Source organism: Streptomyces sp. NPDC102514 (genome assembly GCF_055584525.1).
The window spans coordinates 457,313-481,613 of record NZ_JBVJLW010000001.1; the positions used below are offsets into that span (position 1 = coordinate 457,313).

Annotated in this window: 27 protein-coding genes and 1 riboswitch; of the genes, 18 read left to right on the plus strand and 9 right to left on the minus strand. The window is 70.4% G+C overall.

Annotation, left to right across the window (positions count from 1 at the left end; translation table 11 throughout):
* Complete coding sequence (locus ACZ60E_RS02090) at positions 1-885, minus strand: carbohydrate ABC transporter permease (RefSeq protein ID WP_469437103.1); 885 nt, start codon at positions 883-885, stop codon at positions 1-3.
* Between the two features lie 68 nt (positions 886-953).
* A complete protein-coding gene (locus ACZ60E_RS02095; protein WP_469437105.1) occupies positions 954-2,270 on the minus strand; it encodes an ABC transporter substrate-binding protein in 1,317 nt (438 codons plus the stop codon).
* Between the two features lie 294 nt (positions 2,271-2,564).
* Between ACZ60E_RS02095 and ACZ60E_RS02100 the strand changes: the two genes are divergently transcribed.
* Complete coding sequence (locus tag ACZ60E_RS02100) at positions 2,565-3,578, plus strand: LacI family DNA-binding transcriptional regulator (RefSeq protein ID WP_469437107.1); 1,014 nt, start codon at positions 2,565-2,567, stop codon at positions 3,576-3,578.
* An 81-nt stretch (positions 3,579-3,659) separates the two neighbouring features.
* On the opposite strand, the gene ACZ60E_RS02105 is transcribed toward ACZ60E_RS02100, so the two are convergent.
* Complete coding sequence (locus ACZ60E_RS02105; protein WP_453790403.1) at positions 3,660-4,034, minus strand: ATP-binding protein; 375 nt, start codon at positions 4,032-4,034, stop codon at positions 3,660-3,662.
* A 236-nt stretch (positions 4,035-4,270) separates the two neighbouring features.
* On the opposite strand from ACZ60E_RS02105, the gene ACZ60E_RS02110 reads away from it, so the two are divergent.
* The 9 genes from ACZ60E_RS02110 to ACZ60E_RS02150 all read left to right on the plus strand — a co-directional run bounded on the left by ACZ60E_RS02110 (position 4,271) and on the right by ACZ60E_RS02150 (position 12,526).
* A complete protein-coding gene (locus ACZ60E_RS02110; protein WP_469437109.1) occupies positions 4,271-4,516 on the plus strand; it encodes a hypothetical protein in 246 nt (81 codons plus the stop codon).
* Between the two features lie 219 nt (positions 4,517-4,735).
* Positions 4,736-5,587, plus strand: coding sequence for an STAS domain-containing protein (locus ACZ60E_RS02115; RefSeq protein WP_469437111.1), 852 nt, complete (start codon positions 4,736-4,738; stop codon positions 5,585-5,587).
* Positions 5,584-5,955, plus strand: coding sequence for an STAS domain-containing protein (locus ACZ60E_RS02120; protein ID WP_384796733.1), 372 nt, complete (start codon positions 5,584-5,586; stop codon positions 5,953-5,955). The genes ACZ60E_RS02115 and ACZ60E_RS02120 overlap by 4 nt, the downstream gene beginning before the upstream one ends.
* Positions 5,952-6,374, plus strand: a complete 423-nt coding sequence (locus tag ACZ60E_RS02125; RefSeq protein ID WP_469437114.1) for an anti-sigma regulatory factor — start codon at positions 5,952-5,954, stop codon at positions 6,372-6,374. Before ACZ60E_RS02120 ends, ACZ60E_RS02125 begins: the two co-directional genes overlap by 4 nt.
* Positions 6,362-7,435 carry an ATP-binding SpoIIE family protein phosphatase gene (locus ACZ60E_RS02130; protein ID WP_469437116.1) on the plus strand — a complete coding sequence of 358 codons (1,074 nt, stop codon included), beginning with the start codon at positions 6,362-6,364 and terminating at the stop codon, positions 7,433-7,435. Before ACZ60E_RS02125 ends, ACZ60E_RS02130 begins: the two co-directional genes overlap by 13 nt.
* Before the next feature lie 15 nt (positions 7,436-7,450).
* Positions 7,451-8,905 carry a sensor histidine kinase gene (locus tag ACZ60E_RS02135; RefSeq protein WP_469437118.1) on the plus strand — a complete coding sequence of 485 codons (1,455 nt, stop codon included), beginning with the start codon at positions 7,451-7,453 and terminating at the stop codon, positions 8,903-8,905.
* A complete protein-coding gene (locus ACZ60E_RS02140) occupies positions 8,902-10,506 on the plus strand; it encodes a SpoIIE family protein phosphatase (RefSeq protein ID WP_469437120.1) in 1,605 nt (534 codons plus the stop codon). Before ACZ60E_RS02135 ends, ACZ60E_RS02140 begins: the two co-directional genes overlap by 4 nt.
* 98 nt (positions 10,507-10,604) lie before the next feature.
* Positions 10,605-11,837 carry a sensor histidine kinase gene (locus ACZ60E_RS02145; protein ID WP_469437123.1) on the plus strand — a complete coding sequence of 411 codons (1,233 nt, stop codon included), beginning with the start codon at positions 10,605-10,607 and terminating at the stop codon, positions 11,835-11,837.
* Positions 11,834-12,526, plus strand: coding sequence for a response regulator (locus ACZ60E_RS02150; protein ID WP_384796751.1), 693 nt, complete (start codon positions 11,834-11,836; stop codon positions 12,524-12,526). Before ACZ60E_RS02145 ends, ACZ60E_RS02150 begins: the two co-directional genes overlap by 4 nt.
* A 23-nt stretch (positions 12,527-12,549) precedes the next feature.
* On the opposite strand, the gene ACZ60E_RS02155 is transcribed toward ACZ60E_RS02150, so the two are convergent.
* Entirely contained in the window at positions 12,550-13,173 is a 624-nt protein-coding gene (locus tag ACZ60E_RS02155; RefSeq protein ID WP_469437125.1) for a flavodoxin family protein, read from the minus strand.
* 154 nt (positions 13,174-13,327) lie between these two features.
* On the opposite strand from ACZ60E_RS02155, the gene ACZ60E_RS02160 reads away from it, so the two are divergent.
* From ACZ60E_RS02160 to ACZ60E_RS02180, 5 genes are all read left to right on the plus strand, one after another.
* Complete coding sequence (locus ACZ60E_RS02160) at positions 13,328-13,489, plus strand: hydrophobic protein (RefSeq protein ID WP_469437128.1); 162 nt, start codon at positions 13,328-13,330, stop codon at positions 13,487-13,489.
* Positions 13,490-13,731: 242 nt separating this feature from the next.
* Complete coding sequence (locus tag ACZ60E_RS02165; RefSeq protein ID WP_384796754.1) at positions 13,732-14,088, plus strand: ribosome maturation factor RimM; 357 nt, start codon at positions 13,732-13,734, stop codon at positions 14,086-14,088.
* A gap of 202 nt (positions 14,089-14,290) precedes the next feature.
* Positions 14,291-15,346: an enoyl-CoA hydratase/isomerase family protein gene (locus tag ACZ60E_RS02170; RefSeq protein WP_469437131.1), complete on the plus strand. Its 1,056-nt coding sequence runs from the start codon at positions 14,291-14,293 to the stop codon at positions 15,344-15,346.
* A gap of 73 nt (positions 15,347-15,419) precedes the next feature.
* Positions 15,420-15,550: riboswitch (cobalamin riboswitch) on the plus strand.
* Positions 15,551-15,586: 36 nt separating this feature from the next.
* The gene (locus tag ACZ60E_RS02175) at positions 15,587-15,805 is read left to right on the plus strand and encodes a CbtB domain-containing protein (RefSeq protein WP_384796760.1); all 219 of its coding nucleotides are present in this window, start codon (positions 15,587-15,589) and stop codon (positions 15,803-15,805) included.
* A 19-nt stretch (positions 15,806-15,824) separates the two neighbouring features.
* Positions 15,825-16,589, plus strand: a complete 765-nt coding sequence (locus ACZ60E_RS02180; protein WP_469437134.1) for a CbtA family protein — start codon at positions 15,825-15,827, stop codon at positions 16,587-16,589.
* Between the two features lie 14 nt (positions 16,590-16,603).
* Here ACZ60E_RS02180 and ACZ60E_RS02185 read toward each other — a convergent pair whose 3' ends face one another.
* The 5 genes from ACZ60E_RS02185 to ACZ60E_RS02205 all read right to left on the minus strand — a co-directional run bounded on the left by ACZ60E_RS02185 (position 16,604) and on the right by ACZ60E_RS02205 (position 20,843).
* The gene (locus ACZ60E_RS02185; RefSeq protein ID WP_469437136.1) at positions 16,604-17,230 is read right to left on the minus strand and encodes a histidine phosphatase family protein; all 627 of its coding nucleotides are present in this window, start codon (positions 17,228-17,230) and stop codon (positions 16,604-16,606) included.
* 137 nt (positions 17,231-17,367) lie between these two features.
* Positions 17,368-17,997, minus strand: a complete 630-nt coding sequence (locus ACZ60E_RS02190; protein ID WP_469437138.1) for a 3-oxoacid CoA-transferase subunit B — start codon at positions 17,995-17,997, stop codon at positions 17,368-17,370.
* A complete protein-coding gene (locus tag ACZ60E_RS02195) occupies positions 17,997-18,752 on the minus strand; it encodes a CoA transferase subunit A (protein WP_469437140.1) in 756 nt (251 codons plus the stop codon). Before ACZ60E_RS02195 ends, ACZ60E_RS02190 begins: the two co-directional genes overlap by 1 nt.
* Before the next feature lie 13 nt (positions 18,753-18,765).
* Positions 18,766-19,392 carry a carboxymuconolactone decarboxylase family protein gene (locus ACZ60E_RS02200; RefSeq protein ID WP_469437142.1) on the minus strand — a complete coding sequence of 209 codons (627 nt, stop codon included), beginning with the start codon at positions 19,390-19,392 and terminating at the stop codon, positions 18,766-18,768.
* A gap of 5 nt (positions 19,393-19,397) precedes the next feature.
* Complete coding sequence (locus ACZ60E_RS02205; RefSeq protein WP_469437145.1) at positions 19,398-20,843, minus strand: hypothetical protein; 1,446 nt, start codon at positions 20,841-20,843, stop codon at positions 19,398-19,400.
* A gap of 281 nt (positions 20,844-21,124) precedes the next feature.
* Between ACZ60E_RS02205 and ACZ60E_RS02210 the strand changes: the two genes are divergently transcribed.
* From ACZ60E_RS02210 to ACZ60E_RS02220, 3 genes are read left to right on the plus strand one after another with little or no spacing between them, the layout of a single operon-like run.
* Positions 21,125-21,949 (plus strand): SDR family NAD(P)-dependent oxidoreductase, encoded by an 825-nt coding sequence (locus ACZ60E_RS02210; RefSeq protein WP_384796780.1) that lies wholly within the window; start codon positions 21,125-21,127, stop codon positions 21,947-21,949.
* Entirely contained in the window at positions 21,942-22,880 is a 939-nt protein-coding gene (locus ACZ60E_RS02215; RefSeq protein ID WP_469437147.1) for an amidohydrolase family protein, read from the plus strand. The genes ACZ60E_RS02210 and ACZ60E_RS02215 overlap by 8 nt, the downstream gene beginning before the upstream one ends.
* Entirely contained in the window at positions 22,877-24,262 is a 1,386-nt protein-coding gene (locus ACZ60E_RS02220; protein ID WP_469437149.1) for an FAD-binding oxidoreductase, read from the plus strand. Before ACZ60E_RS02215 ends, ACZ60E_RS02220 begins: the two co-directional genes overlap by 4 nt.
* Positions 24,263-24,301: the final 39 nt, after the last annotated feature.

Here is a 24,301-nt window from a genome sequence, read left to right on the forward strand (position 1 = left end):
TCAGCCCTCCGTGGGGTCGCGCCGCGAGACGCGGAAGACGACCAGGGTCACCAGGAGACACACGACGGTCAGCAGCAGGGCGATGGTGCTGCCGTAGCCGTAGTCGCCGTAGGTGAACGACGTCTGGAACATGTACAGGGTCAGTGGGGTGGTCCCGCTGCCGGGACCGCCGTTGGTCAGTGCCACGATCGAGTCGAAGACCTTGAGTGTGCCGTTGATGCTGAAGATGACCGACGACATCAGCACCGGGAACGACATGGGCAGGACGATGTGGCGGACGAGCCGCAGACCGGAGGCGCCGTCGAGACGCGCGGACTCCAGCACCTCCTCGGGGATGTCCACCAGGCCGGCGAAGAGCAGTACGGCGTAGAAGCCCATGGAGCGCCAGATGTCCATGACGATCAGGACCCAGAAGGCGTGTCCCGCGCTGCCGAACCAGTCGACGGAGTCCAGACCCACCGCGTTGAGCAGGGAGTTGACCGGGCCGGTCTGCGGGGCCACCTGGAAGAACTTCTGGAAGAGCAGACCGACGGCCACGGTGGGCAGCACCACGGGGAAGAACACCAGGGTACGGATGAGCGCGGAGGCCCGCTTGAGGAAGAACACGTACAGCAGGGCCAGCAGATAGCCGGCGACGACCTGGCCGACGGTCACGACGACCGCGTACTTGGCGGTGAACCACAGGGCGTCCCGCACGGCCGGGTCGGAGAACAGGCGCTGGAAGTTGTCCAGGCCGTTGCCGGTGAAGCCCTCGATGGTGTTGCCCTTGGTGAACGAGTACCCGAAGGACCACACCATGGGGACCAGCATGATCAGGGAGTAGACGAGCAGGGCGGGACCGAGGAGGATCAGGACCGCCTTGCGGTCACCGAGTACGCGGTGCATGGAGGGGTGTCCAGTTCGTGAGGTGTCAGGCTGTCGTCAGCGGGGGCCCGTCGCCGGGCCCGTCCGCCTCACTTCTCGGCCAGGGCGTCCTGCACGGTCCGCATGAACTTCTCGGGGCTCAGGCTGCCGGCGACCAGGCCGGCCGCGTTGCTCTGGCTGACCGTGGTGGCCTTGGTGGAGAACAGGGCCTCGAACCAGAGCACGTTCTGCCGTGACCCGCTGATGGTCTCGCGGACCTGCCCGGTGACCTCGTTGCCGTCCTCGACGGGGGTGTTGACCTTGAAGCCCGAGATGGCTCCCTGGTCCTTGAGGGCGGTGCTGCCGTAGTTCTTGGCGATGCAGGACACCCAGGCGCCGGTCTTCTTGTCGAAGGACTTGGCGCCGAGGGTGATGCCCAGGCCGACGTTCGAGGGGTACTGCTCGATCGAGCCCTTGCCGCCCTCGACGGCCGGGAAGGGCATGAAGCCGATGTTGTCGGCCCCCACCTTGTTCTGTTTCTCGTCGGCGATGTTCGCCAGCGCCCAGCTGCCCATGTAGAGCATGCCGGCCTTGCCGCCCAGGAACTCGTTCATGGAGGTGTCGTAGTCGATGGAGCCGACGCCCTTGCCGAAGTAGCCCTTCTTGCCGAGGGAGGCCACTTCCTGGGCCGCCTTGACGTACTCGGGGTCCGTGAGCTTGGCCTTGCCGTCCGCCACGGCCTTCAGGGCGTCAGGGCCCAGGCTGCGGTAGAGGTAGCCGCTGATCAGCCGGGTCAGGGGCCACCCCTGCTGGCCGGAGGCCGAGAACGGCTGGATGCCCTTGGCCTCCAACGCGCCCGCGGCCGAGACCAGTTCGGCCCAGGTGGCGGGCACGGTCAGCCCGTTCGCGCTGAAGATCTTCTTGTTGTAGAAGATCCCCTCGATGTTGTACTCGTAGGGCAGGACCTCCACCTTGCCGCCGTACAGCGCCTTGATGGTGGAGACGGCCGCGGGCTCCAACTGGTCGTAGACGCCCAGCGACTTCAGCTCGGACTCCAGATCGGCGACCTTGCCCGACTTGTACAACTGCTGCGTCAGAGCGGGGGCGTTGCCCGCCGCGAACTGGACCGGCAGCGCGTCCTGACCGGCCAGCAGCTGCAGCTTCTGGTCCAGGCTCGCCTGCGGGACGGTCTCCACCTTGAGCGGCAGGCCCTCCTGGGCGGTCTTGCACCCACCCTTCGACAGGGTGGTCAGCGCCGTCTTGACGGTCGTGTTCTCCGTGACGCTCAGGTAGCTGAAGTTCTCGGGTGAGGAAGCGGAACCTCCGCCCGTGCCCCCGCAGGCGGAGACGAGGACGACCAGGGCGGCGGCGCCCGCGGTCGAGCCGGCGAGGCGGGACCTTCTGGCGGAGATCGAGGAGGTGGTCACAGCATGGCTCCCTGTCATCGTGGGACGAAAGGCGCGATGGAGGCGCGACGAAAGCGCACGGCGAAGGCCCTGCGGAAAGTGGTGGAGCGAGAGTTTGTATAACGTTCTCTACGTCGAAGTGCGCACCACAGTGCACGCAGCCAAAGCCGTCGTCAAGACATCGCGTCGCAACATCACCGAAAAGCCGACTACATCTGGCGTCCGAACCGGATCGTCCTGTAGAACGTTGTCCTCAGCAGTACGGCACTCCAGGGGGCAGCACGCATGGAGCAGGGATCACAGCGGAAGAAGCGTGTGACGATCACGGACGTCGCGCGTCACGCGGGAGTGTCCACCGCCGCGGTCTCCAAGGTCATGCGCAACGCGTACGGGGTCAGCGCGGCCATGCAGGAGAAGGTCCGGGCCGCCATGGCGGAGCTGGACTACCGCCCCCATGCCGCCGCGCGCGGGATGCGCGGCCGGACGTACACCATCGGCATCCTGCTGGACAACATCCGCAACACCTTCTTCGCCGACATCCTCGACGGCGTCCGCGACGAACTGCGGGACAGCGAGTACACCGTGCTGATCGGTGCCGCGGGCTTCGACGCCGAGGCCCAGGACAAGACCATCCGGTCCATGGTCGACCGTCAGATGGACGGCCTCGTCCTGATCGCCCCCGGCATCCCGCGCTCCGAAGTGCTGTCCACCGCACAGTCGACGCCCACGGTGGTCATCGGCCACCACGACACCTCCGACCTGCACGACTCCGTCGTCGACGCCGACGGCTCCGGTGCCGGTCTCGTCGTGGACCACCTGGTGTCCCTCGGGCACCGCAACATCGCGCTGGTCTCCTCTCCCGGGACCCGGTCGAGCAAATGGGCCCGTACGCCTGAGATCGTCCTGAGCAACGGCTATGCCGAGGCGATGGGCCGCAACCAGCTCGCGGAGCACACCCGGATCTGCCGGACGTCGTACTCCGACGAAGGTGGCTACAAGGCCGGGATGAGCCTGCTGACCGCGGGGGAGCGGCCCACCGCGATCATGACGGGAGCCGATGTGGCCGCGCTCGGTGTCTGGCGGGCGGCCCACGAACTGGGTCTGCGGGTCCCGCAGGACGTCTCCCTGGTGGGCTACAACAACACCGCCATCGCCGACCTCGCCACCGTGCAGCTCACCAGCGTCGACCAGGCCGGGCACAACATGGGGGCCACCGCCGCGCGGCTGCTCATCGAGCGGGTGGAGGGCCGGCGCGAACACGCCGTCCAGACGACCATGACGCCGCGTCTCGTCGTCCGGGGGAGCACTTCGGCGCCGTCGGCGCTCTGAGGGAGCGGTTCGCCGAGGTCTCGCGGATGCCGGCGCATTCCGGTGGACGCCTATGGGCGCCGGTCGATGCCGGCGGGCGGTTCAGCGGGTCAGGGCGATGGACGCGGTGACGCGTTTGCCGGCCGGTTCGAGGTCCACCCGGAACTCCTGGGCGACGGCCATGACGATCTCCAGGCCGTGCTGGCCGACTCGGTGCGGGTCGACGGAGCGCGCCACGGGCGTGGCGCCGACGCTGTCGTGCACGCAGACCGCCACCACCTCGTCGGTGATGCGCAGCTCCACCAGCAGGGGGCCGGGGGCGTATTTATGGGCGTTGGTGACCAGTTCGCTGACCACCAGCTGCGTGAGGTCCGTCGCGCGGGCGGAGACGGGGACGCCGTGGTCCGTGCTGGCCCGGGCCAGGAAGTCGACCGCGAAGCGTCGTGCTTCGGCGATGCAGGAGCCGCCTCCGTTCATGGAGACGGCGGCGGCTATGGCATGGGCTTCCGACGGCCCCGCGCCGCCTCTCCCGACTGACTCCACTTTTTGTCCACCTTCGTTCCCGTTGTCCGTTCGCGGCTACCCTGTTTGGTGTGACACATGCCGCTTCCGTTGGGATGGACCATTCGTTCGAGCGTGGCGGTCCGTGTCACCGGGGCGGGCTTCAGGTGTGAGCTCGGGCTTGAACCGCATCGGCAAACCGAGTCGAGGACATGGTGTCAGACGCATATCCCGCACGGTCCGGCCATCTGTCGGTGACCCGGTCCGACGTCGGCGGCGTCCGGGTCGTCAGCCTGCGCGGCGAACTGGACCATGCCGCCCGTCACGCGGCTCAGGAAGCCCAGGGGCGGCAGCGTGTGGCAGGGGCGCGGCAGTCGGTGCGGAGGGTGATCGAGCCCGTCGGGGTCGACGCCCTCATTCCGTGCCGTCCCACCCTGCGTCAGGCGCTGGAGAGCTGACCTGCGCGGGGCCCGTGCGCTCGCGGCGGACGCCCGGCCCGGCCGCGTCGCTCCCCGCCGGAGAGGTCCGGCCCGTCCGTGCCGCTCCCCGTCGAAGAGGTCCGGCCGGTGTGCGCCGTCAAGGGCCTTTCCCAGGTCGCACCTGCCGGTGAGGGCAAGTGCCGTAGGCTTCCCAGGTCGTCCCTGACACGTAAATATGAACATTGAAGGAGCGCCGGAATGGCGAAGCGAGACAGCGCTGCGGACTTGGTAGGGCTCTTGACCGTCGAGGGTCAGGACCTTGCCGCGGCGTGGGTGCGGGAGGTGTCCGGGTCGCTGGGAGGGCGCATCGGCACCGCCGAGCTCGACCGCGAGCTTCGGGAGCTGTACGACGCCCTGGTGGACGCGCTGCGTCAGGGGGCCGTCGATGTCCACTCCGAACAGATGTCCGAGATCCGTGCCCTGCTGACGGAGCTGTCGAGGAACAGGGCCCGCCAGGGGTTCTCGCCGAGTGAGACCGCGATCAGTGTCTTCGCCCTGAAGCGGGTCCTCGAACCTGTTCTGGCCGACGGAAGCGCCGACCAGATCCGTGCCTACCTGCAGTTCAACGGCATCCTCGACGGACTGGGCCTCTTCGCCATCGAGACCTACACGCAGACGCGCGACGAGCTCATCACCGCGCAGGCCGAGCAGCTCCTGGAGCTGTCCACACCGGTGGTGCGCCTGTGGGACGGGGTCATCGCCGTACCGCTCGTCGGCACGCTGGACTCGGCGCGTACGCAGGTGGTGATGGAGAAGCTTCTCCAGGCGCTCGTGGACACGGGCTCGGAGCAGGCGATCATCGACATCACGGGCGTTCCCGCGGTGGACACCCAGGTCGCCCAGCACCTGCTCAAGACCATCGTCGCCGCCCGGCTCATGGGCGCCGAATGCACCGTGTCCGGCATCAGCCCGCAGATCGCGCAGACCATCGTCGCGCTGGGCATCGAGTTCGACGACATCGTGACGAAGGCCAGCCTGGCCGACGCCCTCAAGCTGGCGCTGCGCCGGTCCGGTGTGGACCTCGTCGCCCACGAGGGTGCGCAGCGATGAGCGAGCGCCTTCCGATCCTGCGTATCGGAGACATCCTGCTGGTGTCCGTCCAGTTCGATCTGGAGGACCAGATGGTGCTGAACCTCCAGGAGGACCTGGCCGACGAGATCGTCGCCAAGTCCGCCCGGGGCGTCATCATCGACATCAGCGCCCTGGAGATCGTCGACTCCTTCGTGGGCCGCATGCTCGCGACGGTCGCCGCCATCTCGCGCGTGCTCGACGCCAGGACGGTGGTGGTGGGCATGCGTCCCGCCGTGGCCATCACCCTGGTCGAGCTGGGCCTCTCGCTCGGCGGGGTCAGCACTGCGCTCGACCTTGAGAAGGGGCTGGCGAAGCTGCGTCAGCCCACCAGTTCGGCCTTGCGGTGACAGCGCCCTGGACTGCGGGCGAAGACCCGCAGGCCTACCCCATCGCGCGCAGCGGCGATCTCGTGCACATCCGGCAGGCCATCCGGGCGTTGTCCCAGCAGTGCCGGCTGTCCCTGGTCGACCAGACGAAGATGATCACCGCGGCGAGCGAACTCGCCCGCAACACCCTCATCTACGGCGGTGGTGGCACGGTCAGTTCCGGACTGGTCAGCGCGAACGGCAAGAAGGGCGTGGCCGCCGTCTTCGAGGACTCCGGTCCCGGTATCGCCGATGTCGACCAGGCGATGACGGACGGCTGGACGTCCGGCGGCGGACTCGGTCTCGGCCTCAGCGGTGCCCGGCGCCTCGTCGACGACTTCCGGCTGGTCACCGCGCCCGGCGAGGGAACGACCGTGACCATCATCAAGTGGGTCCGGTGAACACCACCGTCGCCCTCAGTTACGAGGACGTCGCGTGGTTCAGGGACGGCGCCTCCCTGGCCGCGGCGGCCAGGGGCGCGGCCGCCACGCTGGCCAGGCGCATCGGACTGAGCAGTCACCGGGCCGCCGAGGTCGCCCTCGCCGTCACCGAGGCCGCCACGAACGTGCAGCGGCATGCCGACGACGGAGCCCTGCTGCTGCGCGTGGTGCGATCCGGGGACCAGGCCGGCGTGGAGTTCCTCACCGTCGACTCGGGGCCCGGAATGACGGACGTGCCCGCCGCGCTGGCCGACGGATCGTCCAGCGCGGGCACGCTGGGCATCGGTTTGGGCGCGGTCGCCCGGCTCGCGGACCGGTTCGACCTGCACTCCGTGCCGGGCCGCGGCACGGTCATGGCCGCACAGTTCTGGCCGCGCACCGCGGACGGCAGTGCCGTCGTCGCCTCCCGGGACCTGTCTGTCGCCGCCGGGGTCACGCGGCCAATCAGCGGTGAGACCGTGTGCGGGGACGCGTGGGCGGTACGCACCGAGGAGAGCGACAGCGACAGCTCCGAGGACCGCCCGGCGATCCTGGTGATGCTGTGCGACGGACTGGGGCACGGCCCCCTCGCCGCGCGCGCGAGCCAGGCAGCGGTCAAGGCGTTCCAGGAGACCCGTGACCTCAGTCCGGCGGGCGCCCTCGACGCGATCCACCGTGCCCTGCGGGGGACACGCGGCGGCGCGGTCGCCGTGGCGCGCGTCGAGCCGGCCGCGGGACGGGTGCTCTACTGCGGAATCGGCAACGTCAGCGGCTTCCTCCTGGGTGACGACGGCCGCAAGGGACTGCTGTCGGCGCCCGGTATCGTCGGCGCGCACATGCGGCGCCTGCGGACGTTCGAGGAACCGCTGCCGGCCCACGGCGCCCTGGTGATGCACTCCGACGGTCTGACCGAACGCTGGGACCATGGGAATCTGCCCGGTCTGCTGCACCACACACCGCTCGTCATGGCCGGTCAGCTGCTGCGAGAGGCAGGAGTGCGACGGGACGACGCCAGCGTTGTCGTGATCAAGGGGGCATGGTGACCGGCGAGGGGCGGGATGAGCGTGATGTCTGACTCGGGCCCCCGCGGCGACGCGGCCCACCACGGCCGCCCGGCCGCCGTCGGCCCCGTCCGCACGGTGGCGCCCTTCGCCCTGGCCTCGTCCCAGGACGTGTTCGGTCTGCGGCGCACCGCGCAGCAGGCGGCGGCGGCCATGTCGCTGGAGCGACAGGACCAGGTCCGGCTGGCGACCGCGCTGAGCGAACTCGGCCGGGACCGGCTCGGCTGCCGCGGCCTGGAGGTCTCCTTCGGCCTGGTCCCACAGGACCGGCCCACGGCCCTGCTCGTCACGTTCGACTGGACCGGCGGACCGCCCCCGGCGAAGGAGACGCTCGACCTGGCCGCGAAGCTCGTGGGGATCGAGTACGAGGCCGCCCCGGCAGGCGGGCGCATCGTCGTCAGCCAGCCGCTCACCACCGAGTCCGGCGGCGTCGCCGAGCAGCATGACCGGCTGGCGGACGTCCTCAAGGCCGGCTCCCGGTCGACCGAGGCGGACGATCTCCGGGCCCAGACCCGCGACCTGATCGCCACGCTGGAGGAGACCCGCGCCCAGCGGGAGGAACTGCGCCATCTCAACGAGGAGTTGGAGGAGACCAACCGGGGTGTCCTCGCGCTGTACACCGAGCTGACGCAGGAGCTGGAGGCCACCAACAGCGGTGTTCTCGCGCTGCACACCGAACTGGAGGACAAGCGCCAGCAGCTGCAGGAGGCGAGCGAGGCCAAGACCCGGTTCTGGACGAACATCAGCCACGAACTGCGCACCCCGGTCAACTCTGTCGTCGCCCTCTCCACGCTGCTGCTCTCGCCCAGTTCCCCCGCCCTCAGCGCCGAGCAGCGGGAACAGGTCGAACTCATCGGGGCGTCCGGCCACACGCTCCTGTCGCTCGTGAGTGACCTGCTGGACGTCGCGAAGGCCGAGGCCGGGCACCTCGACATCCATACGGAACCGGTGGATCTGCGGCTGCTCGTCGCCCACCTGCGAGGACTCATCCTGAGCAGCCACGGCCACGACCGGGTGACCCTCGTCACCCCTGGCCTCGAACAGCAGTTGCCTCTGGTGACCGACGAGACGCTGCTGGTACGCATCCTGCGCAACCTTCTCTCCAACGCCCTCAAGTTCACCGAGCACGGTGAGGTACGCCTGGAGATCGAGGTCGATCCCGAACCCTCGGCCCCCGCGGTGCTGTTCACCGTCACGGACACGGGGATCGGCATCCCGCCCGAGGAACTCGGCCGGGTCTTCGAGGTCTTCTACCAGGTCCGCGGCCCCCACCAGACCGGCCGGCCCGGCACCGGCCTGGGCCTGCCCTACGCCCGTACGCTCGCCGAACTGCTCGGCGGTTCCCTCACCCTCACCAGTACTCTGGGCGCCGGTACCAGGGTGGAGGTCCGTCTGCCGGACCTCGGCCACGAGTACGCGCAGGACTCGCAGAACCGAAAGGGCAGGCCGTGACCGACAGCGCCCAGGAGCTTCTGCCCGCGACCGTGCTCGTCGTCGACGACAACGAGACGAACCGCTACATCCTCACCAGCTGGCTGCAGCGCGCGGGACACACCGTCATCAGCGTCGGCAGGGGCGAGGAAGGCCTCACCCGGCTGCACAGCGGCGAGGACGCGCTTCCGGACATCGCGATCATCGACGTCCTGCTGCCCGACATGAGCGGCTTCGAGGTCAGCGAACGGGTCAAGAACAGCCCGCGGACCGCCTATCTGCCGATCATCCAGATCTCCGCCGCCGCCATCACCCCCGACGACCACGCGGAGGGGCTGAGACGGGGCGCGGACGCCTATCTCGACCAGCCCATCGACCCCGGCGAGCTCCTCGCCACCGTCTCCGCGACCCTGCGCTACGCCAGGGCCCGGCAGCGCGCCGAGAAACTCGCACAGCGCCTCATAGCGCTGAACCAGGCGACGCTGGACGTCTACAGCGCCGTCGGCTTCCACTCCTTCGCGTCGGCGGCCACCGGCGGCGCGGCGGCCGTCCTGGACAGCCGGGCCAGCGCGGTGTTCCTCTCGCCCCGTGCGCAGGCCGTCCACAGCATGGTCGACGCCCCACGGTCACCGGTACGGATCCATCCCGCTCACCCCAGCCTCCTGAAGCAGCTGGCGGCCCAGAGCCTGCACCAGGAAACCGGCGTCACGATCGTCCGGGTCCCGCACGGACAGTGGCAGGCCATGCTGCCCGACGACCACCTCTCCGGAGACATCGCACTCGCGGTGTCCCGCACCAAGCGAGGCCGTCCCCCCATCTGTCTGGCCGTCCCCGCGACAGCCCTGCAGAGTGCCGACGACGAGCAGCTCCTGCAACAGCTGGCCAACTCCGGCGCCCTCGCTCTCGAAGCCCTGCGCACCTACAACGAGGAACACGCTCTGGGCCTGGCGCTGCAACGTTCCTTCCTCCCCAAGGAAATGCCGACCGTCCCGGGCGTCCAGCTGGCCTTCCGCTACCTCCCCGCCTCAGAACACGCGGAGATCGGGGGCGACTTCTACGAAGCGGTGCGGACGGTCAACGGCCTGCTGCTCGCCATCGGGGACGTCGTCGGGCACTCGGTGGAGGCCGCGACCGTCATGGGCGAGGTACGCCACGCACTGCGGGCCTACGCCATCGAAGGGCACGCCCCGCACCACATACTGGACCGGCTGGAAACGCTGCTGGGCCAGTCCCAGCCCGGCCTCACCGTCACCCTCTGCCTCGTCCTGGTCGATCTGGACGAACGCCGCCTGCACATCGCCAACGCCGGCCACATCCCGCCGCTGGTCATCGACCCGGAGAAGGGGCCGCGGTTCCACGAACCCCACGGCCCGCTGATCGGCCTCGGTCTCCCGCACCCGCCGCCCACCGTGGTGGACGCCCCGCCCGGCACCCGGCTGCTCATGGTGACGGACGGTCTCGTCGAGGTACGGACCGCCCATCTGGACGCCACCCTCGCCGAGTTCCGCGAGGCCGTGGCCGACGGGCCGGCCGATCTGCAGGAGATGTGCGACCTGCTCCTCGCCCGCTTCGGACAGAACAAGGACGACGACATCGCCCTGATCACCGCACTGTTCGCATAAGGCTCCGCGGCCGGAACATCCGGGGTCCGGCAGGGGGCTAGGCTCTGCCTGTGCTCGGATCAGCGGGGTCGGACTTGAGGAAGAACACGCCTGTTCTCGTGGCGCGTTGGGGTGCGCTGAGCGTGGTGAGCCGGGACGCGGTGTTCACCGTACTGCTCGCTCCGCTGGTGTTCGCGCCGGTGACGGCCCCGATCGGCGCACAGTTCGGCGATCTGCCGGAACATCCGTCAGGACTGCCGGGTGCGCTGGTGACGGCCGTTCTCTGGCTGCCGCTGGTGCTGCGGCGCAGGTGGCCCGTCGTGTGCCTCGGGCTGATCGCGGGCGCGTTCGCGGTCCATCAACTGGTCGGTTATCCGCAGAGCTGCGCGACGCTGGGCCTGTACATCGCGCTGTACAGCCTCGGAGCCCATGGGAACCGCGCCAGTGGCATGCGCCGCGTTCTGGCGGTCGCCGTCGCCGTCACGGCGTTCACGCTGTTCGCGTTCGGGCTGCACCACAGGGGCTCGCCCCAGCACGCGGCCGACTTCGTCCTCATGTACCTGATCCTGGTGGTGTGCTGGGCCGTCGGCAGGACCGTACGGGCCCGGCAGGACGGGGAGGCGGAACGGCGCCGGCTGAGTGTGGAGGCGGCGATGTCACGCGAACGCGCCCGTATCGCACGGGAGTTGCACGACGTGGTGACCCACCATGTCACCGCCATGGTGGTCCAGGCGGACGCCGCCCAGTTCCTGCTCGCCGACGCGCCCGAGCGGGTGGAGACAGGACTGGAAGCGATCAGTGACTCCGGGCGGCGGGCCCTGAGAGACCTCCAGCATCTGCTGGGCGTACTGAAGGCGTCCGGCGGGACGTCCGACGGCACGGCCGCCGACGGCCCCGCGGACGCGCCGGACCGGACCCCGGAGCCGGGCCGACTGAGCGATCTGGTCGAGCAGACCCGCACCGCCGGACAGCCCGTGGAACTCGCCGAGCGGGGCGAACGGCAGGAGCTGGCCACCGCCGTGGAACTGGCCGCGTACCGCGTGGTGCAGGAGGCGCTGACCAACGCGCTCAAGCACGCCCCGGGCCACCGGACGCTCGTCCAGGTCCACTACGGCCGCAAGGACGTGGAGGTCGAGGTGACCACCGAGGGAGCGCCCGCAACGGCGACCGCCCAGCGGCGCCGACCGCTGGGCCGGGGCGGCGGGCACGGCCTGATCGGGCTGCGCGAGCGGGTGAGCGTGTTCGGCGGCGAACTCTCGGCCGGCGACCGGCCGGACGGCGGCTTCAGCGTCCACGCCCGCATACCGTCCGCGGGACACGGCGAAGCCGCCGCACACGGGGGAGAGGCATGACCGGGCCGGGCGCCGCGGCGCCGATCAGGGTCCTGGTCTGCGACGACCAGGAACTCGTACGCACCGGCTACGTCACCATCTTCACCGCACAGCCGGACATCGAGGTCGTGGGAGAGGCCGGGGACGGCCGCGCGGCGGTCGAGAGCGCGCGGCGGCTGCGCCCGGACGTGGTGGTGATGGACATCCGCATGCCCCTGCTCGACGGCATCGAGGCGACCCGGCTGCTCGCCGGCCCCGGCGTCGTCGACCCGATGCGGGTCCTGGTCGTCACCACCTTCAACCTCGACGAGTACGTGTACGAGGCACTGCGGGCCGGAGCGAGCGGCTTCCTGCTCAAGGACTCGCCCCCGCGCGACCTGGTGCACGGCATCCGGACGGTGGACGCGGGAGAGTCACTGCTGGCGCCCGCCGTCACCCGGCAGCTCGTCGGCAAGTTCGCTGACCGGCTCCGCCGACCCCAACGGGACCCCGCCGCACCGGCGTTGGCCGCTCTGGCGCCGCGCGAGACGGAGGTGCTGAAGCTGATCGCCGAGGGCCTGTCCAACACCGAGATCGCCGACCGGATGGTCATCAGCCGCGAGACCGTCAAGACGTACGTGTCCCGCATCCTGACCAAGCTCGATCTGCGGGACCGGGTCCAGGCGGTCGTGCTGGCCCACCGGGTGGGCCTGGTCGGCGCCCACGACTGAGCGCGGGCTCCGGTCGGCCCGGCTCAGCTCGACGGGTACGGGGACGCCTTGAGCTGCCGGGCCAGATGGGCCGTGTTGGCCGCCAGAGTGGCCGTCGTGGCGGAGGTGGTCTCGGGCGTCTTGTCGAGGTCCTGGTAGTCGGTGCCCTGCATGGCTTCGCCGACCCAGTAGGTGACCGCGTTCGGAGCGAGTGAGAAACCCACGTCGTTGAGCCCCTGGAAGAGGTCGGCGCTCACCTTGTGGGCCCCGTCCTCGTTGCCGACGACACACACCGCGGCGACCTTCCCGTAGGTGAGCATCCGCCCCTCGTCGTCCGTCTCGGAGATCTCCGCGTTCAGGCGCTCCATGACCCGCTGGGCGATGCTGCACGGGTGGCCCAGCCAGATCGGCGTCGAGAGGACCAGGATGTCGGCGCCCAGGACCGTGGCCCGGATCGCCGGCCACTCGTCACCGTCCCCCATGTCGGTCTCCACTCCGGGGCGGACGTCGTGGTCGGCGATCCGGATCACCTTGCCGGTGACACCGTGTTCGCCCAGCGCCGCCATGGTCTGCTCGGCCAGCAGCTGCGAGCTGGAGGCCGCGGGCGACGGCGAAAGGGTGCAGACGAGAGCGACAGCGCGCAAAGGGGTCGTTTCTGTGGTGGTCATGGCGCAGGAGTACCCCTTGTCGCGGCCGCATACCCAAGTTCACCTCAGAGGCGGAGGGCCGGCGGTGCGTCGGGAGCGAAATGTGCGCGAACCGTGAATTCGTGTGAGTGGACGGAGATCATCTGGGCACACGGTGTCTCGGAGGTCAACAAACATGATTCCCCTGCTTCTTGTTCTTCTGCTTACCCTGATCCTCTTTGGTGCGGGTTTCGCGCTGAAAATTCTGTGGTGGGTCGCGATCGTCGTTCTGGTCCTGTGGCTGATCGGCTTCGTCGCCCGCCCGAAGGGCGGCAGTGGCCGCTGGTACCGCTGGTAGCCGACCACATCGGTGCAGTTCAGGCCGTATGCGGCAGCGCTGGGCCCCCGATTCGGGGCAGCGCGTGCCCGCTCCGGGAAACCCGAGAAAAACCCGGCCCGAATTGAGTGAGTGAAGCCCCGGACGAGGGGCACCCGCCGCCAAGACGGTGGTTACGAAAATCGCCGTGCACGACGTACGGAAAAAGAGAGGGCCGGTGGGGAACCCCACTGTCCTCTGTTTACCGGAGGAGTTGTTTTCGCGTGACTGAAAATGTATGGGGTTACAAGTCGACCGCGGGTCGTCTGGCAGGCGTCGACCTCACGGGTTACAAGGTCGAGGCCACGGACGGCAGTATCGGCAAGGTCGACAAGCACTCCGACGACGTCGGTGACGCTTACCTGGTGGTGGACACCGGTGTGTGGATCTTCGGCAAGGAGGTCCTGCTCCCCGCCAGCACGGTCGTCAGCATCGACCAGGGCGAGCAGAAGATCGTCGTCGACCGCACCAAGCAGCAGATCAAGGACGCCCCGGAGTTCGACCGCGACAAGCACCTGGGCGACCAGGGCTACCGCGACGAGCTGGGCACGTACTACGGCACGGGCGGCCCGCACATCTGAGTCGGACCCGTACCGCATCACCCGACGGCCCCGGGACTCCTCCACGAGTCCCGGGGCCGTCGCGCTGCCCCGGACCGCCCGGCCGGACGCGTCATTGAGAAGATCACTCGTGACGTGAGCGTCCATCGCACCATCGCGTCCCGAAAGGAACCAACGAACTCATGCGTGTCATCGTGGCCCGCGGTCCGACGGAGGTAATCGGATGACCGGCAACGAAGAGTCCGTCCTGCTGCACACGGCCGGCCGGGCCGCCCACCTCACCCTCAACCGCCCGAGAGCCATCAACGCCCTCGACCACGCCATGGTGCGGCGCGTCGACGAGGCGCTGACCGCGTGGGAGCACGACCCCGCCGTCGAGACGGTCGTCATCACCGGAGCGGGGGAGCGCGGCCTGTGCGCGGGCGGCGACATCCGTGCCGTCCACGACGACGCCCGCGACGGCAACGGCGCCGCCGCGGCCGCGTTCTGGCGTGACGAGTACCGCCTCAACGCCCGTATCGCCCGCTGGCCCAAGCCGTACGTCGCCGTCATGGACGGCATCGTCATGGGCGGGGGCGTCGGCATCTCCGCGCACGGCAGCGTCCGGATCGTCACCGAACGGTCGAGGATCGCCATGCCCGAGACCGGCATCGGCTTCGTGCCCGACGTCGGCGGCACCTACCTGCTCTCCCGCGCCCCGGGCGAACTGGGCACCCGGCTCGCCCTGACGGGCGCGGCGATCGGCGCCGGGGACGCCCTGCTGTGCGGGCTCGCCGACCACTACGTACCGTCCGACTCGCTCCAGCACTTCATCGACGACCTCGCCGAGCTGCCCGTACGGGAAGCGCTGGACCGGCACGTGCGGCCCGCGCCGGAAGGGGAGTTGGCCGGGCAGCGGGAGTGGACCGACTCCTGCTTCGCCGCCGACACGGTTGAGGAGATCGTCGGGCAGCTGCTCGACCACGGCGATCCGGCGGCGAAGGAGACCGCGGAGACCCTGCTCGCCAAGTCGCCCACCGCGCTGAAGGTCACCCTGGCGGCTGTGCGCCGCGCCGGGCGGCTCGATTCGCTGGAGCGGGTGCTGGCGCAGGAGTACCGCGTCTCCTGCGCCGCCCTGACCACGCCCGACCTGGTCGAGGGCATCCGCGCCCAGGTCATCGACAAGGACCGCAACCCACGCTGGTCACCGCCCACCCTCGCCGAGGTCACCGACACCGACGTGGAACGCTTCTTCGAGCCGCTGGGGGAGCACGGACCGGAGTGGGAGCCGGGCAGCTGAGAGGTAAGTGTTCGGTGTGAGCAGGTTCTTGTCGGCTCCTGGTCTTGGGCATGAACCCGTCGAGCGGTAGCGTCACTTCGATACCGACGACGGCGACACGGAAGCCGGTGGGAAACCGGCACGGTCGCGCCACTGTGAACGGTGTGACTCCCCCGAGGGGAGCGCACCGTGAGTCAGACCCGGGGCCGTCGTCCTGTGCACCACCGAGATGGGACGCGAGTTCCCAGAGGAGGCCCCGTCATGGCGCAGCATGTCGCCCCGCCGAGCACCACCCCCGTCGTGCCCGCCAAACTGCCGCTGAAGGACATCGCTCCCTGGGCGGTCTTCATCGGCGTCCTGATGCTGGTCCTGCTGTACTTCGTCGGTGCCGAACAGGGCGCCACCTCCCTCGTCTCCGGCGAGAACGTCCATGAATGGGTGCACGACGCACGTCACCTGCTCGGCTTCCCCTGCCACTGACGAGGGGCCCCGCACACCCATGAACTCCGCAACGGTAAGAAACCTGCTCGTGCGGGGCATGCTCGCCGGCCTGGCCGCCGGCGTGCTCGCCCTGATCGTCGCCTACTTCCTCGGCGAACCGAACGTCGACAGCGCCATCGGTTTCGAGGAGTCCCACGCAGCCGCGCACGAGCACGGGCACGAGGTCGAACTCGTCTCCCGCAGCCTGCAGTCCACCGCCGGCCTCGCCACCGGCGTACTGATCTACGGAGTGGCCTTCGGCGGCATCACCGCCCTCGCCTACTGCTTCGCCCTCGGTCGCGTCGGCCGTTTCGGCGCCCGCGCGACGGCGCTGCTGCTCTCGGGCGCCGCACTGCTCGCCGTCTACGTCGTACCGTTCCTGAAGTACCCGGCCAACCCGCCCGCGGTCGGCAACGGCGACACCATCGGCAAACGGACCACCCTCTACCTCCTCATGATGGTGCTGAGCGTGCTCCTCGCGGTCGCCGCCGTGATCGTCGGCAAGCGGCTCGCCCCGAAACTGGGCACCTGGTACGCCACCGTCGCCGCCGTTCTCGGCTTCATCGTCCTGATCGGACTGGCGTACGCGTTCCTGCCCACCGTCAACGAGGTCCCCGGCGACTTCCCGGCCGCCCTGCTCTGGCGGTTCAGGCTCTCCGCCCTCGCCCTGCAGATCACGCTCTGGTCAGGCTTCGGGCTCGTCTTCGGTGAACTGGCCGAACGGCTGCTCCACCCGAAACCCGCCACGGCCCGGACGAGTACGGCGGCACCCGCCCCGCACTGACCGGCCGCGCGGACTCACCGGTCCGCGCCCGCTCCGGCGGCGTCCAGCGGCTGCCCGAGCCGCAGGTTCCACCGGCCGCCGCGTCCACTGACCGTGGTGGACGTCAGCGGCGGCACGTCGATCCGCCAGAAGGCCGCGGCAGGCGCTCCCAGCACGTGCGCCACCGCGGCCCGTACGACATCCGGTTCGACGACGGCGAGGGTACGGCCGTCCGTGGCCGTACCCGTACCCGTACCCGTGTCCGTGTCCGTTTCGGCGGAGGACTCCAGCCAGCGCGCCACCCGGGCGCAGAAGTCGGCCACGGACTCCCCGTCGTGCGGTGCGGAGGCCGGCTCGGCGAGCCATCGGGCCACGGCCTCCGGTTCGGCCGCGGCGACCTCGGCGAGCGTACGGCCGCGCCAGCGCCCCGCGTCCAGTCCTGCCAACTCCGCCGTCTCCACCGCGTCCAGTCCGAGCGCGGCGACCGTCTCCCGGCAACGCGCCGAGGGAGAAGCCACGACGCGCGCCGCCGACGGCAGGGATCCGGCCGCGGCACGGGCCTGCGCCTCCCCGCCGGCGTCGAGCGAACCCCCGTCGTCGAAGCGCGCCTGACGCAGTGCCGAACTCATCGCGGGCGAGACGAACGTGATGCGGTGGGTCATGCGCCCGCTTCCCGCGCTTCCCGTGTTTCGTGTGCTTCCAGTGTCACTTTGCTGAGCATGTCCATGCTGGCGGATGCTACCGCCGGGGCTGCATGCGATCGACGCATCGCATCGATGCATCAGATCGGTGCGTGCGGTCAGCCCCGCACCGGCGTCCCCGTACGCGCCGCGATCTCTCCGGCCGTCACGCCGGGGGCCCTTTCCACGACCGTCAGCCCGTCCGCCGTGATGTCGAAGACGCCCAGATCGGTGATGACGCGATGGACGCAGGCGCGGCCGGTGAGCGGTAGCGTGCAGGTGTCGACGAGCTTCGGCGTCCCGTCCTTGGCGGTGTGCTCCATCAGCACGATCACCCGCCGGGCACCGTGGACCAGGTCCATGGCACCCCCCATCCCTTTGATCATCTTTCCCGGGACGCTCCAGTTGGCCAGGTCTCCCGCGGCGGACACCTGCAGGGCGCCCAGAACGGCCGTGTCGACATGACCGCCCCGGATCATGCCGAAGGACAGCGCGGAGTCGAAGAAGGAGGCCCCGGGCAGGACGGTCACCGTCTCCTTGCCCGCATTGATCAGGTCCGGGTCCACCTCCCGCTCGGTGGGGTACGGGCCTGTGCCGAGGATGCCGTTCTCCGAGTGCAGGGTCACCTGTACGTCAGGGGACAGGTGGTCCGGGATCGTCGTGGGCAGCCCTATGCCCAGATTGACGTACGAGCCGTCGGTCAGCTCCCTGGCGGCGCGGGCCGCCATCTGTGCACGGGTCCAGGCCATCAGGCGCGTACCGTCCTCTTCTCGATCCTTTTGGCGGTGGCCTGATCCGGGGTCAGGGGCACGACCCGCTGGACGAACACGCCGGGCAGGTGCACCTCGTCGGGAGCGAGGTCTCCCGGCTCGACCAGTTCCTCCACCTCCGCGATCGTGACGCGGCCGGCCATGGCGGCCAGGGGGTTGAAGTTGGCGGCGGCCCTGCGGAAGACCAGGTTGCCGTGGGCGTCCCCGCGCCAGGCCCGTACGAGGGCGAAGTCGGTGGTGATGCCGTGTTCCAGGACGTGCGCCCGGCCGGCGAAGGTCCGGGTCTCCTTCGCCGGGGAGGCGACGGCCACCGAACCGTCGGTCGCGTACCGCCACGGCAGCCCGCCGTCGGCGACCTGGGTGCCGACACCCGCCGGGGTGTAGAACGCCGGGATGCCCGCACCCCCGGCCCGCAGCCGTTCCGCGAGCGTGCCCTGGGGGACCAGCTCGACCTCCAGCTCGCCGGAGAGGTACTGCCGGGCGAACTCCTTGTTCTCGCCCACGTACGAGCCGGTCACCCGCGTGATCCGGCCGGAGGCGAGCAGGATGCCGAGGCCCGCGCCGTCGACACCGCAGTTGTTGGACACGACGGACAGGCCGGTGCTGCCGCGGGCGTGCAGCGCGTCGATCACGACGTTCGGCACACCGCTCAGCCCGAACCCGCCGACGGCCAGCGACGAGCCGTCGGCGATGTCATGGACCGCCTCGGCGGCGGTCGGGCGCACCTTGTTCACGAACGGGACTCCTTCATGGACGGGACTTTTTCACCGGCCGGGCTCCTTCACGGGGACCGGGTACGCGGAACAGGCGCAGTTGGAGGGCGAGCGTGGCGTAGTAGCCGACCAGCGTGGAGAGTTCGAAGAGCGCGGCCTCGCCCAGGGCGGCGCGGGCAGCCGCGTACCAGTCGTCGTCGAGCGGGTCCGAGGGGGTGGCGAGGGCGCGTACCGCTGACCACGCGGCGCGTTCGAGCGGGTCGGTGAAGCCCGGATCGGCTCCTTCGCGCAGGGCGCGCACCTCCGCCTCGGTGAGCCCGGCGGCCCTGGCCAGTGGCTCATGGGCGTACCGCTCGAAGTCGCTGTCCCAGACCGCGGCCACGACGAGGATGGCTGTTTCGCGCACCCGCGGCGACAGGTCCGTCCGATAGCGGATCGCCGCGCCCAGCCCCTGGAGGTCGCGGCCCAGTCGTGGGCTCAACAGCATCGCGTTGAAGGGGCCGTTGAGGCGTCCCTCGGTGTCCGTGAGAGCGAACAGCTGAGGACCGTCGGAGCGGGGGCCGCCGGTGATCTCCTCGTACAGGAGCCGTTGGGCGGGGGAGAGGCTGTCGGGATGCAGGAGGGGGAGGCGGCTGCGGGGGCCGGGTGGGTTCGAGGGCATCGTCATCACTCCGTACGAGCCGGGGGCTCTGCAACCTCGGTCACCTCTGGCACCTTGGTCGCCTTGGTCGATTCGGGCTCTTCGGCAGCCTCGGCCGACTCGGGCTCGTTGGCCGACTCAGGCGCCCCGGTCACCTCGCGCGCGAGGGCCGCCAGGTCCGTGTCGGTGAGCAGCCGGGCTTCCCGTGCCATGAGGTCGCGGGCCCTGCGCAGGATCTCGTCGACCTGGGCGACCGTGGTGTCGACACCCAGCGCGGTCAGCTTGTCGGCGAGTGTGTAGGGGCCGCTGTCGGGAGTGAAGGGGACCTTGCGCGCGTTGCCGACGAGAGCCGGTTCCAGGCAGTTGTGCAGCAGGGGATCGACCGCGGTCTCCTGGGTGATGAGGTCCATCCCGCCCCAGGAGAAGGCGCTCGTGCCGGTCACCGGGTGGTTCCAGGCCAGGTGATACCCCGTCAACTCCTCTCCGGCGCGTGCCAGTTCGGTGAGACGTTCGGTCCTGATCCCGGTGTGCACCCCGTACAGGGCCTCGAAGGCCAGCGCGGTGGCGGCCAGGTCGGCGTTGCCGGGGCCGCCGCAGTAGCCGTTGACCGACAGTTCGACGACATCGGCGCCCGCCCGGACGGCGGCGACGGCGCAGGCGACGGCCAGCCCGAACGTGTTGTGCGGATGCAGGCCGACCTCGACTCCGGGGGCGAGTTCCCTGGTACGGGTGACCAGGTGGGCGTACGCCTCGGGGCTCATGGCGCCGGGGCCGTCGAAGAGGGTGAGTTCGGTGGCGCCCGCGGCCGTCAGCGCGGTGACCGACTCGTCGAGGATGTCGTCGGTGAGGAAGGAGACCATCAGCATCGGGACGACGGCGTCGAGCCCGCGCGAGCGGGCGTGCCGGATCAGGGGCAGCGCACGGGCGAGAACGTCGTCGCGCCCGGCGGGCGTTGCGGGCCCGCGCCAGTCCTCGCCCCGCCAAGCCTGCTGGTAGACGGCCGGGTTGTAGAGGAGCGACGCCTCGCCGAGGCCCTGGACCCAGATCTGTACGGCGTCGTAGCCCGCGTCGGCGGCGCGGTCGATGTCCTCGGTGGTGCGCAGCAGGGGCAGCACCGCCCGGCAGTCCGGGTTCTCGCCCTTGATGACCTCGACCTCCGCGCGCAAGGCCTTGTCGTCGCGCCCGGTGAGCCCGGCCGTGACCACCTCGCGGACCCCGGCACCGGCGAGCCGGCGCAGATACGCCTCCTTCGCCCCGGTGGAGGCGACGACACCGGGCAGGGTCTCCACCGATCGCAGGGTGGCGTCGCGCAGCCGCACCGACCCGGGCATCGGCCCGCGTACGTCCGGGCGGCGGGTGAGCGGGCTCACCGACCAGCGGCCCGGTTCGTACGCGCCCGGCGAGCGTCTGGCGGCCAGCTCCGCGCGGAAGCGGGTGATCTCCTCGGCGGTGAAGACGGCCGGCTTGTCCATGGATCCCTCCGGAAACGGAAACGTACGAGAACTGGTCCGGCGACGTACGAGCGATGGTTCGGCTGAGCGCCATTCAAGCATCGCTCACGGCTCGCTGTCGACACTAATGAATTCATTGCGTGTCTTGAGGTGCATATCTCGCATCGGTGTTTACTTTCTGTCGACACTAAGTGAAACTGCCGACAGTTGGCCGCTCCAGCGGCATCACGCTCGGGCGGCGTCACGCCCGGGTCGGCGTTCCACCTCGCGCCCGGACCGGGCTCTGACCAAGGGAGACCTCCGTGACCCAGGACGTGCCCTCCGCACGGCCCGGCCGGCTGGCCGGGCGGGTAGCCGTCATCAGCGGCGCCGGCAGCGTCGGCCCCGGCTGGGGCAACGGCCGTGCCACCGCCGTGATCTTCGCCCGCGAGGGCGCCACCGTGTACCTCACCGACCGGGACAAGGACGCCCTCGACATCACCGCGGACCGCGTGCGCACGGAGGGCGGCACCGCCCACACCCACCTGCTCGACGTGACCGAACCGGACGCCGTCGAGGACTACTTCCGGGAGACCGAACGGCAGGCGGGACGCATCGACATCCTGGTCAACAACGTCGGGGGCTCCCGTGCCGGGGGAGCGGCCGAACTGTCCCTGGAGGACTGGGACAGCCAACTGCGCACCAACCTCACGAGCGCCTTCCTGGCCTGCAAGCACGCCGTCCCCATCATGCGGCGCGCGGGCGGTGGCTCGATCGTCAACACCGCCTCGGCGTCCGGACTGCGCTGGACCGGCGCGGCACAGGTGGGCTACGCGGCGGCCAAGGCGGCCGTCATCCAGCTCTCCCGGGTGACAGCCGTCCAGTACGCGCCCGACCGCATCCGGGTGAACACCGTCGTCCCCGGACAACTGCACACCCCGATGGTCGAGGCGCGCCTGGCCCACCAGCGTGCCGACGGCGACGTGGACAGACTGCTCGCCCAGCGGCAGGCCCGTATCCCGCTGGGATTCATGGGCGACGGCCGCGACACGGCGTACGCGGCGCTCTTCCTGGCGTCCGACGAGGCCCGGTTCGTCACCGGCACCGAGATCGTCGTCGACGGTGGAATGACGGCGCGCTGTGACTGAGCCCGCCCTCCGCGCGACGCACCCGGCACCCTCGCCGGGCTGCCCGCCCCCGCACCCGGCTCCGCGCAGACCCACTCTGGTGCTGCCGCCGGGCAGTTGCGACGCGCACTGCCACATCCTCGGCCCCGCCACGGTCTTCCCGTACGCGCCCGAGCGCACCTTCACCCCGGTCGACGCCCCCAAGGAACAGGTTGCGGCCCTCCACGCCCACCTGGGCCTGTCCCGGGCGGTCGTCGTCCAGTCGTCGTGCAACGGCCACGACCACCGCGCGCTCCTGGACGCCCTCACAGCGGGCCGTGGCACGCTGCGCGGAGTCGCCCTCATCGGCGAACGGACCACTCGGGTGGAGATCGAGGAACTCCACCGTGCCGGAGTCCGCGCGTTCCGGCTCAACTTCCTGCCGCACCTGCGCATCGCGCCCACCCGCGAGGAGATCGACTCCGTGCTGGAACGCGTCGACGGTCTCGGCTGGGCCTGCGAACTCCACCTGACCGGGGCCGAGGTCGCCGACCACGAAGCCCTCATCCGTTCCCTGCCCGGCCGGGTGGTGATCGACCATCTCGCGCGGGTCGACCTCGGCGACGGACCGCACGGTCCCGCCCTGCGCAGTCTGCGCCGCCTCCTCGACTCCGGTGCCGTCTGGCTGAAGGTGAGCGGCGTGGACCGGGTCTCGCGGCAGGGGCCGCCCTACGCGGACGCCGTGGCCCTGGCCGCGTCCTTCGTGCGGCAGGCGCCCGACCGGGTCGTGTGGGGCACCGACTATCCCCACGTGAACATCCGGGGCGCCGCGCCGGACGACGGCCTGCTGGTGGACCTGCTCGCCGACATCGCCCCCGATCCCGCCCTGCTGCACCGGCTCATGGTCGACAACTCGGCCGAACTCTTCGACTTCCCGCCCGACCCCGGCGACCCGCACGTGGAGCAGACATGAGCGACTTCGACGGCATCCTTCTCACCCGGGGCGCCCCCGGCTACGAGGAGGCGCGGCTCGCCGCCGTCTGGAACCTGCGCAAGCCCGACCGCCGTCCCGACGCCATCCTTGTGGCCGCCGGCGACCGCGACGTCCAGGCGGGAGTGCGCTGGGCGGCGGCCCGCGGACTGCGCGTCTCCGTCCGCTCCGGCGGCCACAGCTGGACAGGCAACGGGGTGCGGGACGGCGGACTGCTGATCGACCTCTCCGCCCTGGACGAGGTCGTCGTCGACGCCCGCCGACGCCGGGCCACCGTCCGCCCCGCCGTCCAGGGCAGCCGCTTCAACGCGCTGCTCGCCGCCGAGGGACTGGTCTTCCCCAGCGGCCACTGCCCCTCCGTGGGCGTGGGCGGATTCCTGATAGGCGGCGGCTACGGCTGGAACTCCCGTGCGCTGGGACCGGCCTGCTTCAGCGTGGAAGCGGTCGACGCAGTCCTCGCCGACGGCACCCTGGTGCACGCCACCGACGAGACCCACCCGGACCTCATGTGGGCCGTACGCGGCTCGGGGCCGGGCTTCTTCGCGGTGGTCACGCGCTTCCATCTGCGGGTGTACCCGGCGTACGAGCAAATCCTGCGCAGCGCGTACGTCTTCCCGCCCGAGCTGCGCGACGAGGTGCTGGCCTGGACCTACGAGGCCGTGCCGGGGATCTCCGACTCCCTGGAGATGTCGGCCAAGGTCGCCCATACGCCGGGCGTGCCGCGGCCCACCACGATGATCACGGCAGCCGCCTTCTGCACCCCGGAGGAGGGTCCGGAGATGCTGGAACCCCTGGAGAAGGCACCCTTCCTGCGTCATGCGCTGCGCAAGGTGGAGCGGGTGCCCTCGACCCTGGACGACCTGTACGCCCTCTCCGACGGCCTGACTCCCCGGGGCAGACGCTATGCGGTCGACGGAGTGTGGACGGAGGCGCCGGTCCACGACGTGCTCGACGCCGGCCGCGAGGTGCTGGACGGACTGCCCGGCCCGGACAGCTTCCTGCTCTGGATGCTCTGGGGCGGCCAGGCCACCCGGGAGAACGCCTGCTGGTCCACTCAGGCCCGGCTGTACTTCTCGCCGAACGCCGTGTGGCACGACCCCGCCGACGATCTGCGCCACGAGACCTGGGCGCACGACGCGCTGCGGGCCATGGCCCCGGTCGCGCACGGCACCCAGTTCGCCGACGCCAATCCGGCCGACCGTCCCGACCACGGGCTGGAACCGCGGCAGACCGTGCGCCTGGAGGAACTGCGGCGCCGGTACGACCCCGAGGGGCTGTTCCGCTCGTACCTGTCGCCCGAGGAGTCGACGACAGCGCTGGCCGCACACCGGCGCCAGAGCGGGCAGCCTACAAGCTCGCGCTAGTGTCGACAGAAAGCCGAAATTATCGGCGTACGGCCTCTT

Coding starts and splice junctions, on each gene's coding strand:
- ACZ60E_RS02190 (WP_469437138.1), bottom strand. CDS start 17,997: ATGGCCTGGACCCGTGCACAGATGGCGGCCCGCGCCGCCAGGGAGCTG.
- ACZ60E_RS02155 (WP_469437125.1), bottom strand. CDS start 13,173: ATGACCACCACAGAAACGACCCCTTTGCGCGCTGTCGCTCTCGTCTGC.
- ACZ60E_RS02150 (WP_384796751.1), top strand. CDS start 11,834: ATGACCGGGCCGGGCGCCGCGGCGCCGATCAGGGTCCTGGTCTGCGAC.
- ACZ60E_RS02090 (WP_469437103.1), bottom strand. CDS start 885: ATGCACCGCGTACTCGGTGACCGCAAGGCGGTCCTGATCCTCCTCGGT.
- ACZ60E_RS02115 (WP_469437111.1), top strand. CDS start 4,736: ATGGCGAAGCGAGACAGCGCTGCGGACTTGGTAGGGCTCTTGACCGTC.
- ACZ60E_RS02180 (WP_469437134.1), top strand. CDS start 15,825: ATGAACTCCGCAACGGTAAGAAACCTGCTCGTGCGGGGCATGCTCGCC.
- ACZ60E_RS02185 (WP_469437136.1), bottom strand. CDS start 17,230: ATGACCCACCGCATCACGTTCGTCTCGCCCGCGATGAGTTCGGCACTG.
- ACZ60E_RS02200 (WP_469437142.1), bottom strand. CDS start 19,392: ATGCCCTCGAACCCACCCGGCCCCCGCAGCCGCCTCCCCCTCCTGCAT.
- ACZ60E_RS02205 (WP_469437145.1), bottom strand. CDS start 20,843: ATGGACAAGCCGGCCGTCTTCACCGCCGAGGAGATCACCCGCTTCCGC.
- ACZ60E_RS02135 (WP_469437118.1), top strand. CDS start 7,451: ATGAGCGTGATGTCTGACTCGGGCCCCCGCGGCGACGCGGCCCACCAC.
- ACZ60E_RS02105 (WP_453790403.1), bottom strand. CDS start 4,034: ATGAACGGAGGCGGCTCCTGCATCGCCGAAGCACGACGCTTCGCGGTC.
- ACZ60E_RS02120 (WP_384796733.1), top strand. CDS start 5,584: ATGAGCGAGCGCCTTCCGATCCTGCGTATCGGAGACATCCTGCTGGTG.
- ACZ60E_RS02110 (WP_469437109.1), top strand. CDS start 4,271: ATGGTGTCAGACGCATATCCCGCACGGTCCGGCCATCTGTCGGTGACC.
- ACZ60E_RS02160 (WP_469437128.1), top strand. CDS start 13,328: ATGATTCCCCTGCTTCTTGTTCTTCTGCTTACCCTGATCCTCTTTGGT.
- ACZ60E_RS02220 (WP_469437149.1), top strand. CDS start 22,877: ATGAGCGACTTCGACGGCATCCTTCTCACCCGGGGCGCCCCCGGCTAC.
- ACZ60E_RS02175 (WP_384796760.1), top strand. CDS start 15,587: ATGGCGCAGCATGTCGCCCCGCCGAGCACCACCCCCGTCGTGCCCGCC.
- ACZ60E_RS02170 (WP_469437131.1), top strand. CDS start 14,291: ATGACCGGCAACGAAGAGTCCGTCCTGCTGCACACGGCCGGCCGGGCC.